The sequence below is a fragment of the Streptomyces sp. NPDC026417 genome (genome assembly GCF_055567695.1).
The window spans coordinates 49734-66137 of the sequence record NZ_JBVHPY010000013.1 but is presented as its reverse complement, the minus strand read 5'-3'; the positions used below and the strand labels follow the sequence as shown (position 1 = coordinate 66137).

The following is a 16404-nucleotide window of genomic DNA, read 5'->3' as shown; positions in this document are numbered from 1 at the left end:
GGGGTGTTGTGGGTGGGCAACGAGAACAAAGGGCCGTCGGTGGGGGGGGGGAGGCGATTCAGACCCCCCCCCCCTTGTGGGGGTCTGGTCGGTCCCCCCCCCCCCCCCTGGGGCCCCCCCCCGGGCCCGTACGACGCGCGCGGCCGTCCGACGCACCGCGGCCGCGCGGCGGGAAGCCGCGCGTCAGGGGAGAGGACCGGCAGTGACCGCATTCGCGCTCGAACCGGAACAGACGGCCTGGTGCGCCGAGTTGCGCACGCTGGCGGCGCACCGGCTGCGCCCCCTCGCGGACGGCGCCGAGCCCGGCCGCGTCAACCGCCCGCTCGTCGCGGAACTGGGCCGACTCGGCCTGCTCGCCCGGCTGTTCACCTCGGGCGCGCTGGACCTGTGCCTGATGCGTGAGTCCCTGGCGCAGATCTGCACGGAGGCCGAGACGGCTCTCGCCCTGCAGGGACTGGGTGCCCATCCGGTGCACGCGCACGGCACGGAGGCGCAGCGCGACCGCTGGCTGCCGGGCGTGCGCGCGGGCACCGCCGTGGCCGCGTTCGCGCTGAGCGAGCCCGGCGCGGGCTCCGACGCGGCGGCGCTCGCCCTGCGCGCCGACCCGGACGGCCCCGGCCGATGGCGGCTCACCGGCGAGAAGTGCTGGATCTCCAACGCCCCCGAGGCCGATTTCTACACCGTCTTCGCACGGACGACCCGGGACGCCGGAGCCCGCGGCGTGACCGCCTTCCTCGTGCCCGCCGACCGCCCCGGACTCACCGGCACCCCGCTCGACCTGCTCTCCCCGCACCCGGTCGGGGCGCTCGACTTCGACGCCGTCCCCGTCACCGCCGACGACGTCCTCGGGAAGACCGACCGGGGCTTCGGGGTGGCCATGGGCACCCTCAACCTCTTCCGGCCGAGTGTCGGCGCCTTCGCGGTCGGCATGGCCCAGGCGGCCCTCGACGCGACGCTCGCGCACACGGCCCGCCGCGAGGCCTTCGGCGGCACCCTGCGGGATCTGCAGACCGTGGCCCACCAGGTCGCCGAGATGGCCCTGCGCACCGAGGCGGCCCGCCTCATGGTGTACGCGGCGGCGGCGGCGTACGACGCGGAGGCACCGGACGTGCCCCGCCGGGCGGCGATGGCGAAGCTGCTGGCCACCGAGACCGCCCAGTACGTGGTCGACGCGGCCGTCCAGCTGCACGGCGCCCGCGCCCTGCGCCGCGGTCACCTCCTCGAACACCTCTACCGCGAGGTGCGTGCACCGCGGATCTACGAGGGGGCGAGCGAGGTCCAACGCGCGGTCATCGCCAAGGAGTTGTACCGGAAGCCCGCCGACACCGCGTACCCCGGCGGGTGCGGGGAAGGGGACCGCACGTGACCGCCGAGCGCATCAACCCGCCCGGACTGGCGCCGCCCACCGGCTTCTCGCACGCCGTCGTCGCCACCGGCGGACGGGTGGTCTTCCTGGCCGGGCAGACCGCCCTCGACACCGACGGCAAGGTGGTCGGCGCGACGCTCCCGGACCAGTTCCGCACGGCGCTCGGCCATCTGCTGACCGCCCTGCGCGCCGCGGGCGGCTCCCCCGCCGACCTGGCCCGCGTCACCGTCTACGCGACCGATGTCGCGGACTACCGCGCGCGGGCCGCCGAACTGGGCCGCATCTGGCGCGACCTGGCCGGCCGCGACTACCCGGCGATGGCCGTCATCGGCGTCGTCCGGCTCTGGGACGAACAGGCCCTGGTCGAACTCGACGGCTTCGCGGTGCTGCCCTAGACAGCAGGCCGGTCCCCGGGACCCCGCCCCGCGGCCGGGGCGGTCAGGCGGCGACGGCCAGCTGGTCGACGGAGACGCGGTGGGGAGCGACCACGCTGCCGTCGGGAAGCAGCTCACCCGTGTCGTCGAAGACGATCGCGCCGTCGCACCGGAGGCTCCACCCCTGCTCGGGGTGGGCGGCGACGATGTGCGCGGCCTCGCGGCCGGGACGGTCCGAAGACTGGTGGGAACACATGGCGCACCTCCACGTCGGATGCGATCGGTGGCCGGCAGCGCTGCCGGCGCCTCGCATGAACAGACCATCCTCCCGCGGAGACCCCTTCGGAACAGCGGGCCGGGAAGCGTGACAACACGCGGACAACACGGGTACGCGCCCAGGACGCTCGTGGCGGCCCGGCCACGGAAACGGGCGCCGGGGACGAGGCGCGCCGCCGCCGGACGGAGGCACCGCGGCGCGGCCGCGCCGCGGCGGGTCCGCCGCCCGGCAGGACGGGTCGGCCACCGAAGGGGTGACAGTCGCGGCCCGGAGCACAGCCACCCGGCACCCGTGGAAGACCCCTGAGAGACCCCATCGCGGGCCCCCCACTCCAGGAGGTACTCCATGTCCTTGCGTCAGGCCGTCGGCGCGGCCACCGGTGCCGCGCTGCTCCTGCTCACCGCCCCCGCCGCCCACGCGCTGACCGGGCCGGCCGCCACGGCCGACTCGGTCACCGTCGACCCGGCCGGCCGACTGGGCGCGGACGGCACCGTCACCCTGTCCGGCACCTACCGCTGCTCGGCCGGCACCGGCCCGGTCTTCGTGAGCTCCTCACTGGCGCAGGGCGACGGCACCGTCCGGCACGGCATCGGCGGCACCCGCGCCGTCTGTGACGGCGCGGAGCACCGCTGGTCCAACTCGGCCCGCCCGGGGACGACCACCTTCACGGCGGGCGACGCCCAGGTGGAGGCCACCCTGACGGAGCTGCGCCCCGGCGTCATGGGGCTGCCCATGCCGTACTTCCACGCGACCGGCCGGCAGCAGGTCGTGCTCGCGCAGTCCTGAGGAACGGCCGGCCGCACCGGGCCCGGGACCCGCGTCCGAGCCGGTCCCGGGCCGGTGGCCGGCCGTCCGTCACCTCGCCGACGGGGCGGCGAGCGCCCGCAGCGCCTTCTTGTCCACCTTGCCCATGGGGGTGCGCGGCAGCCGGGCGACCGGCACCAGCCGGTCGGGAATCTTGTACGTGGCCAGGCCGCGCTCCCGCAGGAACTCCTTCACCGCGGACGTCCGGACCTGCCCGTCGGTCAGCACCAGGTAGGCGTACGTCCGTTCGCCGAGCACGGTGTCCGCCACGCCGACCACCGCCGCGTCCTGGACGCCCGGGTGGGTGCGCAGCTGCCGCTCCACCTCTTCCGCCGACACCTTCTCCCCGGCCCGGTTGATGACGTCCTTGATCCTGCCGACGATCACGATGTTGCCGTCCGGCCGGCGCCGGACGAGGTCGCCGGTCCTGAAGAAGCCGTCCGGGGTGAAGGACCGGGCGTTCTCCTCGGGCGCCCGGTAGTACCCGCGGATCGTGTACGGGCCGCGCACCTGCATCTCGCCGGCCTCTCCGTCGGGCAGGGGGCTTCCGGACCCGTCGACGATCCGGACCTCGTCGCCCTCCGACATGGGCCGGCCGTCCGTGCCGACCGCCGCCTCCTCGGGGTCGTCGAACCGGGTGTGGGTCAGCAGCCCCTCGCTGATGCCGTACCAGCGCATGATGCGGCTGCCGAGAACCCGGCCCGCCCGGCGCGCCAACTCCGGGTCGAGCGGGGCGCTGCCGACCTGGACCAGCAGGCCGGACAGCTCGCCGGGCGGCCGTCCCGAGTCGGCCCACAGCCGCAGGACGGCGGGCACGACCGTGGTGACGGTGACGTTCTCGCGCCGGACCAGCGGGAACACCTCGTCGGGCCGCACGCTCGACGTGAGAACCGCCTTGCCGCCCAGCAGGAGGGCGCCGAAGACCCCCGGGCAGGCGAGCGCCGCCTGGTGGGCGACCGGGTTCACGGCGAGGTAGGCCAGCTCGGGACCGACGTGCATCGCCTCGGCGGTGGCCCGCATGACGTAGGCGTAGTCGTCGTGGGTCCGGGGGATCAGCTTCGGCAGTCCGGTGGTGCCGCCGGACAGCAGGAACAGTGCCGGATCGGCCGGGTCGACGCGGGGCAGGGGGACGCCCTCGGCGTCCAGCGACTCCAGCGCCGTGAACTCCTGGGCGTCACCGCTGACGAAGACCCGCGGGACCTGCGGGATCTCCCGGGCGAGCGTCCGGAAGTCGAAGCCGCCGAACTCGTCCTTCACCGCGTAGGCCACCGCCCCGGAATGGGCGCACAGGTGGGAGATCTCGGCCTTGCGGTGTCCCGGCAGCGCCAGCACCGGAATGGCGCCCGCCCGCAGCAGCGCGAAGACCAGGACCACGAACTCGGGGACGTTCGGCAGCTGCACGACCACGCGGTCCAGCGGTTCGATGCCCCGTTCGATCAGGCCGCCCGCCAGCCGGTCGGCCCGTCGTGACAGCTCCGCGTAGGTCATCCTGCGGTCGTCGCAGACCACGGCCACCCGGTCGGCGTGCCGGCGGCAGGACTCGTGCAGCAGGTCGCCGAGCGGCCGGCCGAGCCACACTCCCGTCCGGCGCAGATCGGCTGCCACGTCGTCGGGCCAGGGCACCACTCCGTCGAGCATGATCGCGTTCCCTTCCTGGAGGTCGACCGCGGACGGACGTCCCACGGGCACGACGGACTCGTCCGGGTCCTGCCTTTCCCCGCATCGTCGGGGCGGGCCGTGCGGTGCCGCCGATGTCTTGCCGACTTCTTTCGCGGATCCCGTGATTTCGGATCGAACCGAAAACCATGGGACGGGCGAAGCGATGGCCGACGAGAGAGGCGGAGACGATGAGCCGGATACGGGAGCGGGGCTGGGTACGGTCCCTGACCGCCGTCGACCGTCCCGACGCGCGCGTGGTGTGCTTCCCGCACTCCGGCGGGTCGGTGACCGCCTTCGGCGAGTGGTCCGCCGCCGTGCCGCCCGGCGTGGCACTGATGGCCGTGCAGTACCCGGGCCGGGGCGACCGGTTCGGGGAGCCGTGCGTGGACGAGGTGACCGAGATGGCCGGCCGCGCCGCGGCGGAGCTGCTGCGGTACCCGTCCGGCGACGTCGTGCTCTTCGGGCACAGCCTCGGCGCGCTGGTGGCCTACGAGACCGCCCTCGTCCTGCGGGACGCCGGCGAGGAGCCGCGGAAGCTCTGCGTGTCGGCCGCGCTGCCGCCCGGGACGCCCGGCGAGGGCAGCATCCACCTGGCTCCGGACGACGAGTTCTGGGCGACGCTGTGCGGGCTCGGCGGCATCGAGCCCGGCGTCGCCGAGAGCGCCGAACTGCGCGAACTCCTGCTGCCCACGCTGCGTTCGGACCTGCGCGCGCACGCCACCTACCGGCCCCGGCCCGGGACCCGGCCGCTGTCCTGCCCGGTGCGCTGCTACCACGGCCTGGGCGACCCGCTGGTGGACGAGGCACGGCTGGCGCAGTGGGCGGGCGTCACCTCCGGCCCCTTCTCGCTGGGCGCGCGGCCGGGCGGGCACTTCCACATCAGCGACGACGTCACCGGGCTGATCGCCGACGTCCTGCGCCCCGGCGGCCGGGCGTGAGCGGCGACGGAGCGCGCGGCTCCGGGCCCCGGCCCGACCCGCGGCCCGGGGACACGGCGGTCCGCCCCGCCGCGTGCGCGGACCGTCCCGCCCGGACGGGGGCAGCCTCGGGGACGATCACCGTGATCCCCGGTGACGGCATCGGCCCCGAGGTGACCGCACCGGCCCTGGCCGTCCTCGACGCCCTGGCGCCGGATGTCCGCACGGACGTCCTCGGCCACGTCAACGCGGAGACGTACCTGCGTACCGGCGCCGCCCTGACCGAGGCCGACCTCGACCGGATCCGCACCAGCGACGCGACGCTGCTCGGCGCGGTCGGCGATCCCCGGCTGAGCGACACCGCGTACGTGCGCAGCGTGCTGACCACCCTGCGCGTCGAGCTCGACCTGTACGTCAACTACCGCCCCGCCCGGCTGTGGCACGACCGGCTCAGCCCGCTGCGCGACCCGCGGCGGCGTCCGATCGACTGCGTGATCGTCAGGGAGAACACGGAAGGGCTCTACAGCGGGATGGGCGGCAGCGCCCGGACCGGGTCGCCGCACGAGATCGCCGTCGACGTGGACCTGAGCACCCGTCACGGGGTGTCGCGCGTCCTCGACTTCGCCTTCTCCGTGGCGAGGCGCTCGGTGTGCATGGTCGACAAGGCCAACGCGGTGCGCAACGGCGGGCAGTTGTGGCAGCGCTGCTGGCGCGAGGCGGTGGCACGGCATCCCCGGGTCCGGGCGTCCCACCTCTACGTGGACGCCGCCGCGATGAAGCTGGCGACCGACCCCACCGCCTTCGACGTCATCGTCACGAACAACTCCTACGGCGACATCCTCAGCGATCTCACCGCCGCCCTCGCCGGCGGCCTCGGCGTCGCGGCGTCGGCCAACCTCAACCCGCAAGTGCGGCGCGGTCTCTTCGAGCCGGTGCACGGCAGCGCGCCCGACATCGCCGGAACCGGTGTCGCCAACCCCCTCGGAGCCGTTCTCTCCGGCGCGCTGCTGCTGGAGCACCTGGGCCGCACCGACGAGGCCGATGCCGTCCGGCGGGCGGTCACCGCCGCCGTCGGCGCCGGACGCGTCACCCCCGACCTGGGCGGATCCCTCGGCACGAAGGAGGCGGGCGCCGCGGTGCTGGCGGAGCTGGAGCAGCCGTCCCCGCGGCGGACGAGCCCCGGACCCGGCCCGGCACGACGGACGGCGGCGCGGTGAGGGCCGGACAGGGAAGCGGCCGCGCCGCGCACGGGCCGGGCCGGGGCGGCGCAGCGGACGACGCCGGGACCGTCGTGGTGGGAGGCGGCCTGGTGGGCGCGGTCACCGCCATGTACCTCGCCCCCCGCTTCGGGCCGGTCACCGTCCTGGAGAAGCGGGCCGACCCGCGCCGGGGCGCCGGCGGCCAGGGGCGCTCCCTCACGGTGATGCTGTCCGCGCGCGGCTGGCGCGTCCTGACGGATCTGGGTCTCGCCGACGCGGTGCGGGAGATATGCGTCCCCCTGCACGGGCGCTGCGCGCATCTGCCCGACGGCAGTTCCCACGTCACCCCCTACAGCCGCGACGGCCGGCCCATCTGGTCGGTGGAGCGGGAGCGGCTGCACCGCCTGCTGCTGGACGCGGCCGAGGCGACCTCGGGCGTGCGCCTCCGCTTCGGTCAGCGGGTGCGCGGCGTGGACCTGGACGAACCCGCCGTGCTGGTGGAGGACCGCCACGGCAGGCAGCGGCTGAGGTGCCGCCGCGTCCTCGGCTGCGACGGCGCCCACTCCACGGCGCGCGCCGCCCTGGCCGCGCGTACGGCACCGGCGCAGGTCCGCAATCTCGAACTCGCCTACCAGGAGATCGACGTGCCCGGCGGCTGGCTCGACAGCCGGACCATGCACTACTGGCCCACCGGAGACCTGCTGTTCGCCGCGTTCCCCATGCCGTCGGGCCGGTACGCCGGTTCCCTGTTCATGCGCCGCGAGGGACCGGCGCCCTCCTACGCCGCCGTCGGCGGCGGCCGGGGCCTGTTCGAGGTGTTCGCCGACCGCTTCCCCGAACCGGCGGCGGCCATCGGTGACGTCGCCGGACAGCTCGCCGCCAAGCCGGTCTCCACGCTGACCGTCGTCCGCTGCGACCGCTGGGTCTGGCAGGACACGCTCGCGCTGCTCGGGGACGCCTGCCATGCGATGGCACCGTTCATGGGGCACGGCATGAACTGCGGCTTCGAGGACGCCCGTACGCTCGTCGACTGCCTCGACTCCACCGCGGACTGGACCGCGGCCCTGGCCGCGTACGAGAAGTCGCGAGTGGAGGACGCCGACGCCATCTCCCGCCTCTCCTACCGGCATTACCACGTCATGGCCAATCCGCCCCAGGAGGAGACCGCCCACGCCGGCGGAGTCCTGCGGAGGCGTCTCGTGGACCTCTTTCCCGACCGCTTCGTACCGCTGTACGAGCGGTGTGCCTTCACCGAGGAGAGCTACGCCTCGGTGCTGAGGGACGACCGGCGGCTCGACCGGCTGGTGGAGAGCCTGCTCGGCCGCCACGGCGCGGAGCTCGTCACGGCCTCCGACGGCCGGCTGCGCGCCTGTGTGTCCCTCGCCCAGAACACCGTCACCGAGGAGGAGTCCCGATGTTCGTGATCCTGTTCACGTCGCGCCTGACCGACCAGGCGGGCGAGGACTACTACGCCACCGAGGACGAGATGCGGGAGAGGGTCCGCGCCATCGCCGGATCCGACCTCATGGAGGTCAAGCAGTACACCGGGGAGGACGGCGAGCGGCTCGCCGTCGTCAAATGGCGGGACGCGGAGACGCTGGAGAAGTGGCGTGCCGACCCCGAGCACGTGGTGGCGCAGCGGCTGGGCCGCGAACGCTGGTACTCGCACTACGAGTTGACCGTGGCCGAGGTGATCAGGACCAGCTCGCACGATGCCGGGGCCACGGATCCGGCGACCGGGGCGACAGTCCCCGACGAGGCGCCGCGCGACGGAGTCCGGCGCTGACGGGATGGCGAGGAGAGCCGGACACCGCCGTCCGGCACCCGCTCGGCCCGGTTTCCGGCCAACCCGCCGAGAGCCCTCAGCACGACATTGTTTCGATCTCCGGCGGATTCCGTTTCGGTCCCTGGCCAATTCTGTTTCGATCTCTGGCCAACTTCTTTCACCCTGGTTGATCAATCCCCGGGGCCGTGACGACTATCGAGCACGACGAGTGGCCGTTGACCTGGTTACCACGTTTGCGATGGGGGAAGTCCGGATGGGTTGTACCGGCGTAACGTCTGCGCAGGAAGCCATGTGGCTGGCGCAGGAACTCTCTCCGGACATACCGAACAACACGGCGACCTTGTGGAACGTCCAGGGTGACCTGGACGTTTCCCGTCTCGCGACGGCACTGCGCACGGCGGTGACCGAGACCGGCACCCTGACGGTCAATTTCCGCCGGGGTGACGACGGACTGCACGCGGTGGCCCGTGACCCGCGGGCCTGGGAGCCGTTCCGGCTCGACGTGAGCGACGCGGCCGACCCCGCCGGGGCCGCCCGCACCCTCGTCGCCGAACTGGTGCACCGGCCCTTCGACCTGGGCGAGGACGCGCTCTTCCGCATCGGCTCCGTTCGGCTGGGCGGCGACCGGCATCTGCTGGTCCTGGTCTTCCACCACATCCTCACCGACGCGTTCGGTGTCCTCACGCTGCTGTCCCGCCGGATCGCCGAGATCTACCGGGCGCTGCACGCCGGCACCGCCGTACCGGCGCCTCCCGCGGGCCCCCGGGGCGACGCGGCCGAGAACGACGCCGCGTACCGGGCGTCCGGACGGTTCGCCGACGCCGAGGAGTTCTGGCGGGAGTACGTCGCCGACGAGCCGGCCGCGGCGCGGCTGCCCACCGGCGTCCGCCCCGCCGCGGGCGTCCCCCGCACGGAGGCCGGCTTCTGGGACCCCCTCACCGAGCGGCAGGGCATGGCCACCCGCACGGTGACGGTCCCCGCCGCCGAGCTCGCCTCCTGGGGGCGCGCCGCCGACGCGGTGCGCACCGGCGTGCCCGACCTGATCGCCTCGGCGGCCACCGCGTTCCTGCGCCACCTGTGCGGTCTGCCCCGGCCGCTGCAGACCATCACCGTCAACCACCGCGTCGGCACGCTGCGGCGCGCGGTCGGCCTGCTCTCGAACCGCCTGCCGCTCCAGGTCGAGGTCGACCCCGGAGCCGACTTCGTCGAACTGGCCCAGGCGCTCGCCCGGGAGCGGCGGCGCGTCCTGCGTCACGCCCGTCACGACGTCTCCCTCATCAAACGGGCCACCGGCCACGCCGGGGACGCGCGCAGCCCGTTCGGCGCCGTCGTGAACGTGATCCCCTTCGTCGAGGAGCTCGACCTCGCGGGCGCCGTGGCGCGGTTCGCCGGCGGCACCTTCGGCGTGATCGACGAGGTCATGGTCTGCGTCTACACCGACGGCGGCGCGGACAGCGACCTGTACGTCCGCTTCGACGCCCCGATGCCGATGTACGACGGCGAGGACGTCGCCGGACTGGCCGACCGGTTCGTGACGTTCCTGCGCAGGGCCCTGGCCGACCCGAGCATCCCGGTCGAGGAGGTCTCCGTCCTGACCGCCGGGGAACGCCGCGCCCTGCTCATCGAGTACGCCGGACCCGCCGTCGACGTGCCGCCCGCCACCCTGACGGAACTGCTCCACCGGCAGGCCGAGGCCACCCCCGACGCGATCGCGGTGACCTACGAGGACACCTGCCTGACCTACCGGGAACTGGCCGAACGGGCCGGCCGACTGGCCCGCACGCTGATCCGCGCGGGGGCGGGCCCCGAACGGTTCGTCGCCGTCGCGATCCCCCGCTCCCCGGAACTGGTCGTCGCCCTGGTCGCGGTCCTCGCGGCGGGCGCCGCCTATGTGCCGGTCGACCCGGACCACCCCGCCCCCCGCGTGCGGTCCATGCTCGCCGACGCGGCGCCGCACCTGCTCCTGACGGTCCGGGACACCGTGGACCGGCTGCCCCGCACGGACCTGCCCGTCGTCCTGGCCGACGAGGCCCCGCCGACCGACGGTCCCGTCACGGCGGCCGCCCCGCCCCGCGTCGACCACCCGGCGTACATGATCTACACCTCGGGTTCGACGGGACGGCCCAAGGGCGTCGTCGTCACCCACGCCGCGATCGTCAACCGGCTGCTGTGGATGCAGGACCGCCACCGGCTGGACGACACCGACCGGGTCCTGCAGAAGACGTCGGCGTCCTTCGACGTGTCGGTCTGGGAGTTCTTCTGGCCGCTGATCACCGGCGCCACCCTGGTCCTGGCGCGGCCCGACGGGCACCGGGACCCCGCCTACCTCGCCGGCCTGATCCGGCGGGCCGGCGTCACGACCGTGCACTTCGTCCCGTCGATGCTCGCCGAGTTCGTCAACGACGGGGCGGCGGGCGCCTGCACCGGTCTGCGCCGCGTGATCTGCAGCGGCGAGGCACTGCCCGCCGACCTGGCCGCACGCTTCCACGAGGTGCTCGGGGTGCCCCTGCACAACCTGTACGGGCCGACCGAGGCGGCGGTCGACGTGACCGCGTGGCGGTACCGCCCGGGCGCGCGCACCGTCCCGATCGGCACACCGATCTGGAACACCGCCCTGTACGTGCTCGACAGCCGGCTGCGGCTGGTCCCGCCCGGAGTGCCCGGCGACCTGTACATCGCGGGCGCCGGACTGGCCCGCGGCTATCACGACCGCTCGGTCCAGACCGCGGAGCGCTTCGTGGCCTGCCCGTTCGGACCGGCCGGGGGGCGCATGTACCGGACGGGCGACCTCGCGCGCTGGAACACCGACGGCGAACTGGAGTTCGCGGGACGCGCCGACGACCAGGTGAAGATCCGCGGCTTCCGGATCGAACCCGCGGAGATCGAGGCGACCCTCACCGCACATCCCGGGGTGGTCCGGGCTGCGGTCCTCGCCCGACCCGGCCGCGGCGCCGACGGGGCCGCCCAACTCGTCGCGTACGTCGTGCCCAGGACCTCCGGCGGCCCCGGCGGGGACGGCGCCGCATGGGACCTGCACGCCGGGCTGGACGTCGCCGGGCTGCGCGGCTTCGTCGCCGCCCGGCTGCCCGCCCACCTGGTGCCCGCCGCCTTCGTCGCACTGGACCGGCTGCCGCTCACGGCGAACGGCAAACTCGACCGGGCCGCACTGCCCGAGCCCGAGTTCGCCACCCGGCCCCACCGGCCGCCCACGACCGCCGAGGAAGGCATCCTGGCGGCCGCGTTCGGCGAGGTGCTCGGCCTCGGCCGGATCGGGGTGGACGACGACTTCTTCACCCTCGGCGGCGACAGCATCCGGGCGATCCAGGTGGTGGCCCGCGCCCGCGCCGGTGGCCTCGCCCTCAGCCCGCGCACCGTGTTCGAGTGCCGCACCGTCGCCGCGCTGGCCGCGGCCGCGAGGCGTGACACCGCCCCGCCGCCCCTCGCCGAACCGGACGGCGGCGGAGTCGGCCTGCTGCCGCTGCCGCCGATGGCACGCCTGTACGCCGAACGCGGCCCGGGCCTCGACCGGCTCGCCCAGTGGCTGGTGGTGGAGATCCCCGCCGGCATCGATGCCACCGGCCTCGCCGCCACGCTGCGCGCCGTCCTGGACCGGCACGACGTGCTGCGCTCACAACTGACGGACGACGGACTGCTGGTGCACCCGCCCGGCTCACCGGACATCTCCGGCCTGGTGAAACACGTCCGCTGCCCGGGCGACTGGAACGACGGTGCGTGGCAGGAACTGCTGCGCACCGAGGCGGCCGAAGCCGTACGCCACATCGACGCCTCCCGCGGCCGCATGCTCCGGTTGGTCCGCTTCGAACCGGCCGCCGCGGGCCCCGGCCGGCTGCTGATCGCGGCCCACCACCTCGTCGTGGACGGCATGACCTGGCGGGTGCTGCTCCCCGACCTCGCCGCGGCCTGGCGGCGGATCGCCGCGGGTGAGGCACCGGAGCCGCCCGCGGTGGGGACCTCCCTGCGCCGGTGGCTGAGCGCCCTCGCCGACGAGGCGGCCCGCCCCGGCCGCGTGGCGGAGGTCCCGCTCTGGCGCGACCTGCTCGCGGCCCCCGCCGCCCCCGTCGGGTCCCGGCCGCTCGACCCCCGGCGGGACCTCGTCGCGACGACCCGCACCCTCCGCCTGCAGCTCCCGCCCGACGTCACCGAAGCCGTGCTCACCTCGGTCCCGGCGGCGTACCGCGGCGGCGCCGACGACGTGCTGCTGACGGCGCTCGTGCTGGCGCTGGCCCGGCGGCGCCGGGGCACCACCGACGGCGCCACCGTCGTACGCCTGGAGGGACACGGCCGGCAGGAGGAACTCGTCCCCGGCGCCGACCTGTCCCGCACGGCCGGCTGGTTCACCACGGTGCACCCGGTCCGGTTCGACCTCTCCGGCATCGACGTCGAGGAGGCGATCGCCGGGGGAGCGGCCGCCGGCGACGCCCTCAAGCGGGTGAAGGAGCAGCGGCGCGCCCTGCCCGACCAGGGCATCGGCTACACGCTGCTGCGTCACCTCAACGACGACACCGCGGCGGTGCTGCGCCCGTATCCGGCGGACGAGATCGGCTTCAACTTCCTGGGCCGGTTCTCCTTCACGGGGTCCGGGCCGGACGGCGGCGCGCCCTGGACGCCCGCACCGGAGTGCCCCGAACTCGTCGCCGCGCCCGACCCCGGCATGCCGGCGCCCTGCGCGCTGGAGCTCAACTCCCTGGTGACCGGCACCAGGGACGAGGCCCGGCTGACCGCACTGTTCACCTTCGCCACCGGTGTGCTCACCGCCGACGAGGTCCGCGACCTGGCCGACACCTGGTGCGAGGCCCTGCGCGGCCTGCACACCCTGGTGTCGTCCGGTGCGCGGGGGCTGACCCCGTCCGACGTCACCGCCGAGGTGAGCCAGGCCGAACTGGACTCCTGGCAGCGGCGGTTCGGGGCCGTCGGCGACGTGTGGCCGCTCACCCCGCTCCAGGCGGGTCTGCTCTTCCACACCATGGTCGCGGACACCGCCGCCGGCGCCTACCAGACGCAGTTCGTGTTCCGGCTCGCCGGTCCCGTGGACGCGGGACGGCTGCGGACCGCGGGCCGGGCGCTGCTCGACCGGCACCCCAATCTGAGGGTGGCGTTCCTGTCGAGCGCCACCGGTGAGCCCGTACAGATCGTGGTGGACGAACTCCCGCTGCCCTGGCGGCAGGTGGACCTCTCCGGCGAGCCGGACGCCGAGGCGCGGCTGGAGGAGATCCTGGCCGAGGAGCGGGACGCCCGCTTCTCGCCCGACAGCCCGCCGCTGCTCCGGCTCACGCTCGTCACCCTGGGGCCGGACCGGGCCGAACTCGCGCTCACCGCCCATCACGTGCTCCTCGACGGCTGGTCGGTGCCACTGATCGAGCGGGAGCTGAGGGACCTGTACGCGACCGGCGGCCACGACGCGGGTCCGCCGCCCCGCCAGGGCTTCCGGGACCATCTGCGCCGGCTGGCGCGGCAGGACACCGCGGCGTCGGTACGGGCGTGGACCGCGGAGCTGGCCGGTGTGGAGGAGCCCACCCTGCTGGCGCCCACCGGGCGCCGGGCGGGCCGGGGCAGCGGCAGCGGGCAGGTCGACGCGGCCCTCACCGGCGAGGACACCACCCGGCTGGCGCGGCGGGCCGCCGAGTGGGGTGTCACCCCCAACACCGTGGTGCAGGCCGCGTGGGCCCTCGTGCTGGCCGGGCTGACCGGCCGCGACGACGTGCTGTTCGGCACCACGGTGGCCGGCAGGCCGGCCGGACTGCCGGGCGTGGACACGATGATCGGCCTGTTCATCAACACGGTGCCGGTCCGCGTCCGGTGCGCACCGGACGACAGCCTGCCGCAGCTGCTGCGGCGGCTGCAGGAGGCCCAGGCCGGGCTTTTGGACCATCACCATGTCGGGCTCGCCGACATCCAGCGGTCGACCGGGTTGAGCACGCTGTTCGACACCCTCGTGGTGTTCGAGTCCTTCCCCGTCGACCGGCCCGGTCTGCCAACGGCGGGCGCGTCCGCGGACCTGACGGTGACGGGCATCCGCCCGTACGCCCCGCCGCACTACCCGCTGACCGTGATCGCGGCGGCCGACCCGCTGCTGCGGATCTCCCTCCAGTACCAGCGCGACGCCTTCGAGCACGCCGAGGCGCAGCTCGTCGCCGACCGGCTGGCCCGGGTGCTGCGGCAGTTCGCCGACGGCTCCGCACCCACCGTCGGCGCGGTCGACGTGCTGTCCGACGCGGAGCGGGAGCGGGTGCTGCACGGCTGGAACGACACCGCGGTCGCGCCGCCCGGCCGGACCGTCCCCGAGCTGATCGCCGCGCGGGCGGCGGCGACGCCGGACGCGGTCTGCGTGGAGTCCGGCGGCCGGCGGCTGACCTACCGGGAGCTGGACGAGCGGGCCAACCGCCTCGCGCACTGGCTGATCGGGCAGGGCGTGGGCCCTGAGGCGCGGGTGGTGGTGCTGCTGCCCCGCTCGGCCGACCTGGTCGTGGCGCTGCTCGCGGTGTGGAAGGCCGGCGGCGCCTACGTGCCGGTGGACCCCGAGTATCCGGCCGCCCGGATCCGGGCCGTGGTCGAGGACAGCGCACCGGTGCTGGTCCTGGACCCGGAGCGGCTGGCCCGGGCCGACCTGTCCGCCCGGCCCGCCCACGACCCGCGGGCCGCGGTGAGCGCCGACCACGCCGCCTACGTCGTCTTCACCTCCGGCTCCACCGGGAGGCCCAAGGGCGTGGTCGTCCGGCACGGCTCCCTGGCCCTTCTCCTCACCGGCATGCAGGATCGATTCTCCTTGTCCCCGGACGACCGGCTCCTCGCCGTCGCCACCGTCGCCTTCGACATCGCCGCACTGGAACTGTTCCTGCCCCTGCTGGCGGGCGCCCGGGTCGTCCTGGCCGGCCGAGACGACATCACCCAGCCCTCGGCCCTGCTCGACCTCGTCGAGCGCTCCGGCATCACCCTCATGCAGGCCACCCCCGCCCTCTGGCAGACGCTGGCCACCCATGTGCCGGCCTGCCTGAGCGGACTCCGCGTGATCACCAGCGGGGAGGTGCTGCCGCGGACGCTCGCCGACACCCTGTGCAAGCACGCCGCCGAGGTGACCAACCTCTACGGCCCCACCGAGACCACCGTCTACGCCACCGCCGCCCGGCTCACCCCCGGGACCGCGGGCATGCCCCCCTCCATCGGCGGCCCCGTCGCCGGTACCCGGATCCTCGTCCTCGACCGCAGGCTGCGCCCCGTGCCGCCCGGCGTCACCGGAGACCTCTGGATCGCCGGGCAGGGCCTGGCCCGCGGCTACCACGGCCGGCCCGGGCTGACCGCCGAGCGCTTCGTCGCCGACCCGTTCGGTCCGCCGGGCGCGCGGATGTACCGCAGCGGCGACGTCGCCCGCTGGAGCGCCACCGGCGAGGTGGAGTACCTCGGGCGCTCCGACCACCAGATCAAACTGCGCGGGTTCCGCATCGAACCCGGCGAGATCGAGCACACCCTGGTCCGCCACCCGGCCGTCCGCCGGGCCACCGTCGTCGCCCGCGAGGACCAGCCCGGCGAGCGCCGACTGGTGGCGTACGTGGTGCCGGCGGGCGACACCGACATGCCGTCCGCGGAGCAGTTCCGGGAGTTCGTGGGGGAGCGGCTGCCCGCGTACATGATCCCCGCGGCGTTCGTCACCCTCGCGGAACTGCCGCTGACCCCGAACGGCAAGCTCGACCGCTTCGCCCTGCCCCGCCCCGAGTTCGGCGGCGACGACCACCGGCCGCCCCGGTCACCCCGCGAGGCGACGCTGTGCGGGCTGTTCGCCGAGGTCCTGGGCGTGGAACGGGTCGGTGTCGACGACGACTTCTTCGCCCTCGGCGGCCATTCGCTGCTCGCCACCCGCCTGGTGGCCCGGGCCCGCGCGGAACTGGGCGTGGAGATCCCGATCCGGACCCTCTTCACCGCCCCCACCGTCGCCGAGCTCACCGCCCGGTGGAACGAGATCTCGGCCTCCTCCCGAAAGCCGCTGCGTCGCATGAGCGAAAGGTAGAA

Annotated in this window: 10 protein-coding genes; 8 read left to right on the top strand and 2 right to left on the bottom strand. The window is 74.8% G+C overall.

Annotation, left to right across the window (positions count from 1 at the left end):
* Nucleotides 1–202: 202 nt before the first annotated feature.
* Both ACZ4NT_RS21155 and ACZ4NT_RS21150 read left to right on the top strand, forming a co-directional pair.
* Nucleotides 203–1366: an acyl-CoA dehydrogenase family protein gene (locus ACZ4NT_RS21155; RefSeq protein ID WP_467726894.1), complete on the top strand. Its 1164-nt coding sequence runs from the start codon at nucleotides 203–205 to the stop codon at nucleotides 1364–1366.
* Nucleotides 1363–1761 carry a RidA family protein gene (locus ACZ4NT_RS21150; RefSeq protein ID WP_467726892.1) on the top strand — a complete coding sequence of 133 codons (399 nt, stop codon included), beginning with the start codon at nucleotides 1363–1365 and terminating at the stop codon, nucleotides 1759–1761. Before ACZ4NT_RS21155 ends, ACZ4NT_RS21150 begins: the two co-directional genes overlap by 4 nt.
* Nucleotides 1762–1804: 43 nt before the next feature.
* On the opposite strand, the gene ACZ4NT_RS21145 is transcribed toward ACZ4NT_RS21150, so the two are convergent.
* Nucleotides 1805–1996, bottom strand: a complete 192-nt coding sequence (locus ACZ4NT_RS21145) for a DUF5999 family protein (RefSeq protein WP_467726890.1) — start codon at nucleotides 1994–1996, stop codon at nucleotides 1805–1807.
* Between the two features lie 366 nt (nucleotides 1997–2362).
* Between ACZ4NT_RS21145 and ACZ4NT_RS21140 the strand changes: the two genes are divergently transcribed.
* On the top strand, nucleotides 2363–2803 hold the full coding sequence (locus tag ACZ4NT_RS21140) for a DUF6299 family protein (RefSeq protein ID WP_121406598.1): 441 nt from the start codon (nucleotides 2363–2365) through the stop codon (nucleotides 2801–2803).
* Between the two features lie 69 nt (nucleotides 2804–2872).
* Here ACZ4NT_RS21140 and ACZ4NT_RS21135 read toward each other — a convergent pair whose 3' ends face one another.
* The gene (locus ACZ4NT_RS21135; protein WP_467726887.1) at nucleotides 2873–4510 is read right to left on the bottom strand and encodes a (2,3-dihydroxybenzoyl)adenylate synthase; all 1638 of its coding nucleotides are present in this window, start codon (nucleotides 4508–4510) and stop codon (nucleotides 2873–2875) included.
* A 158-nt stretch (nucleotides 4511–4668) separates the two neighbouring features.
* Between ACZ4NT_RS21135 and ACZ4NT_RS21130 the strand changes: the two genes are divergently transcribed.
* The 5 genes from ACZ4NT_RS21130 (at nucleotide 4669) to ACZ4NT_RS21110 (ending at nucleotide 16402) form a co-directional block, all read left to right on the top strand.
* Nucleotides 4669–5418: an alpha/beta fold hydrolase gene (locus tag ACZ4NT_RS21130; RefSeq protein ID WP_183117058.1), complete on the top strand. Its 750-nt coding sequence runs from the start codon at nucleotides 4669–4671 to the stop codon at nucleotides 5416–5418.
* A 122-nt stretch (nucleotides 5419–5540) separates the two neighbouring features.
* Nucleotides 5541–6614, top strand: a complete 1074-nt coding sequence (locus tag ACZ4NT_RS21125) for an isocitrate/isopropylmalate dehydrogenase family protein (protein ID WP_467726885.1) — start codon at nucleotides 5541–5543, stop codon at nucleotides 6612–6614.
* Nucleotides 6611–8020: an FAD-dependent oxidoreductase gene (locus ACZ4NT_RS21120; protein WP_467726883.1), complete on the top strand. Its 1410-nt coding sequence runs from the start codon at nucleotides 6611–6613 to the stop codon at nucleotides 8018–8020. The genes ACZ4NT_RS21125 and ACZ4NT_RS21120 overlap by 4 nt, the downstream gene beginning before the upstream one ends.
* Nucleotides 8011–8382 (top strand): antibiotic biosynthesis monooxygenase family protein, encoded by a 372-nt coding sequence (locus ACZ4NT_RS21115; protein ID WP_183117059.1) that lies wholly within the window; start codon nucleotides 8011–8013, stop codon nucleotides 8380–8382. The genes ACZ4NT_RS21120 and ACZ4NT_RS21115 overlap by 10 nt, the downstream gene beginning before the upstream one ends.
* Nucleotides 8309–16402 (top strand): amino acid adenylation domain-containing protein, encoded by an 8094-nt coding sequence (locus ACZ4NT_RS21110; RefSeq protein WP_467726881.1) that lies wholly within the window; start codon nucleotides 8309–8311, stop codon nucleotides 16400–16402. Before ACZ4NT_RS21115 ends, ACZ4NT_RS21110 begins: the two co-directional genes overlap by 74 nt.
* Nucleotides 16403–16404 lie beyond the last annotated feature (2 nt).

Excerpts from the sequence above, each read along its gene's own strand:
- ACZ4NT_RS21145 (WP_467726890.1), bottom strand. The coding sequence starts at position 1,996 with ATGTGTTCCCACCAGTCTTCGGACCGTCCCGGCCGCGAGGCCGCGCAC.
- ACZ4NT_RS21140 (WP_121406598.1), top strand. The coding sequence starts at position 2,363 with ATGTCCTTGCGTCAGGCCGTCGGCGCGGCCACCGGTGCCGCGCTGCTC.
- ACZ4NT_RS21130 (WP_183117058.1), top strand. The coding sequence starts at position 4,669 with ATGAGCCGGATACGGGAGCGGGGCTGGGTACGGTCCCTGACCGCCGTC.
- ACZ4NT_RS21115 (WP_183117059.1), top strand. The coding sequence starts at position 8,011 with ATGTTCGTGATCCTGTTCACGTCGCGCCTGACCGACCAGGCGGGCGAG.
- ACZ4NT_RS21110 (WP_467726881.1), top strand. The coding sequence starts at position 8,309 with ATGCCGGGGCCACGGATCCGGCGACCGGGGCGACAGTCCCCGACGAGG.